Origin of the sequence: Psychroserpens sp. XS_ASV72 (assembly GCF_041224425.1) — a bacterium.
In the GTDB taxonomy this organism is placed as follows: Bacteria; Bacteroidota; Bacteroidia; order Flavobacteriales; family Flavobacteriaceae; genus Psychroserpens.
The window spans coordinates 1-2,166 of the sequence record NZ_JBGFGL010000049.1 but is presented as its reverse complement, the minus strand read 5'-3'; the positions used below and the strand labels follow the sequence as shown (position 1 = coordinate 2,166).

Genomic DNA, 2,166 nt, shown 5'->3' with positions numbered 1-2,166 from the left:
GCTGCGTTACAGTAGGTAACAATGTGTATAATTAATGCTCACATTTTCGTTATTGGAAAAACCTTATATTTAACAAACTGATTTACCACGACTGAAAATCATACGGATTCTCATTCGCACAAATCATACACTAAACCGTTGGCAACAATATTTGGAATTATTTGCTTTTGATTCATATTTGGTGTATTTTTACATCAAAACAATTATTATGGCAAGGCAAAGTATTTCTTTCACTAAACCAAATGACGAATGGTTAAAGAACCAAGTCAACAGCAATGAATATTCCAGCAAAAGTGAATTGGTCAACGATTTGATTAGACAAGCTAGAAAACAACAAGTCCAGATCGATTGGATAAAAGCAAAATTGGAAAAAGCCGAAAACAGTGGATTTACTTCTGATACTAAAGAAGACATCCTTAAACAGTCAAAGGAATTGCTAAATGGCTGATTTCAGAATTAGCAATACTGCGAAAGAAGATTTAATTAGAATTCATCATTACGGAATTAGAAAGTTCGGAATTGACCAAGCTGACAAATATTTCAATTCCTTTTTCGAATATTTCGAGATCATTGCACAAAGGCCATATTCATTTGAGTCAGTTGACTTTATTAAGAAAGGATATAGAAGATGTGTTTGCGGATCTGATAGTATTTACTACAGAATAAATGAAGATGTTGTTGAAATCATGACTATTATCGGCAGACAGGATTTAGATAATATTCTGTAAATACAGTTGCCAACACCGTGTAAAGTTTATGGCTTGGTTTGTAATAGAAGGAAATATTCTCACAAATTCATATCTTTAAAAAATCGGAAAACTCGCAAGTCAGAGCCTTGCTGTTTTCCTCCAGCGGATTTTTCGCCGCAAGCGGCTCATCCGAAGCCAAAACAGCTTCGGCTCAATCCGCAACAAACCTTACACGAACACGTTAGGCAACATTAAAACCAAATCAACGAATGAAAAGAACAATATTTTTATTATTAGCAATTCTACCAATTTTGATTTTCGGACAAAGCGAATTTTGCGACAAAAGTTTCGGAGAAAGCTATTTTCCACTTCAAATCGGATTTGAAAAACATATCACTTGGGGAAATGCATTTTATGTGGAAAAAGTAACTGAAAAAATAGAAATCGACGGAAAAGAATATTTCAAATATGAGCAAGATTTTAGAAATGGAACCGTATATGACCTATTGTTGAGAAATCAAAATGACACAATTTTTATGTATAACGAGGTTAAGAAAACAGACCAGATACTTTTAATTGCAAAACCTCAAAAAGGTATCAAATGGGAGACTGGAAAAGTTGCCGAAATTGACGGAAGTTTTGAGACGCCTTATTGTAACTATGAAAACCTAATTGTAGTTGAAAACAAATACTCAAATGGCACTAAAGAAAAACGTTATTACAAAAAAGGATTGGGACTTGTGGCTATAACAAGCAAACAAGGGATTAAAGGAATTTGCTTACCGAACAAAGAAGAAGCTGAATCACTTGTTCAACCTTTATCATATGTCGGTTGTGAAAATGAAGCAGATAAGGATAAAATAACTGAATGTACAATGAAATCTATTTATTCCTATGTTATTGAAAAATTGAAAACTGCAAATATCAAACCACCAAAAGAAGACGGAATCCTAAAGTATAAGGTAAACATTGCGAAAACTGGATATGTTACTAACGTGGAAACCTTGAACTCTATTCCAGGTGGAAACCAAGCGAGAAAAGAAATTAAAAAAATAATAGAATCACTACCTAAATTTATTCCTACCAAAACTGCTGACAAAAAAGCTGTAGGAACAAATATTGAATTGTCGATTCCGATTAAAACAAAATAACGTTGCCTAACAACGTGTATAGTTAATGCTATGTTGGTTAACTAAAAGAAAAATTCCTACTTTTAAAAAACATTAAAACAATCGGAAAACTTACAAGCCAAAGCCTTGCTGTTTTCCTCCAGCGGATTTTTCGCCGCAAGCGGCTCATCCGAAGCTAAAAACAGCTTCGGCTCAATCCGCACAAACCATACACGAACACGTTGGCAATAATATTCAAGAAATGCTCACATTTTTAAAAAATAAATCGTTACTAGTATTCAAATTCTTGATTGGATTTGTATTAGTTGGAAAGATTTTAAATTGGTTTTTGAATTTCGATTACGAAA

3 protein-coding genes are annotated in these 2,166 nt (G+C 33.3%); all 3 read left to right on the top strand.

The window, feature by feature from the left end; translation table 11 throughout:
- Positions 1 to 208 precede the first annotated feature (208 nt).
- The 3 genes from AB9K26_RS00640 to AB9K26_RS00630 all read left to right on the top strand — a co-directional run bounded on the left by AB9K26_RS00640 (position 209) and on the right by AB9K26_RS00630 (position 1,840).
- Complete coding sequence (locus AB9K26_RS00640) at positions 209 to 448, top strand: type II toxin-antitoxin system ParD family antitoxin (RefSeq protein ID WP_369970617.1); 240 nt, start codon at positions 209 to 211, stop codon at positions 446 to 448.
- The gene (locus AB9K26_RS00635) at positions 441 to 728 is read left to right on the top strand and encodes a type II toxin-antitoxin system RelE/ParE family toxin (RefSeq protein WP_369970616.1); all 288 of its coding nucleotides are present in this window, start codon (positions 441 to 443) and stop codon (positions 726 to 728) included. Before AB9K26_RS00640 ends, AB9K26_RS00635 begins: the two co-directional genes overlap by 8 nt.
- Before the next feature lie 230 nt (positions 729 to 958).
- Positions 959 to 1,840 carry a hypothetical protein gene (locus tag AB9K26_RS00630; protein ID WP_369970615.1) on the top strand — a complete coding sequence of 294 codons (882 nt, stop codon included), beginning with the start codon at positions 959 to 961 and terminating at the stop codon, positions 1,838 to 1,840.
- Positions 1,841 to 2,166 lie beyond the last annotated feature (326 nt).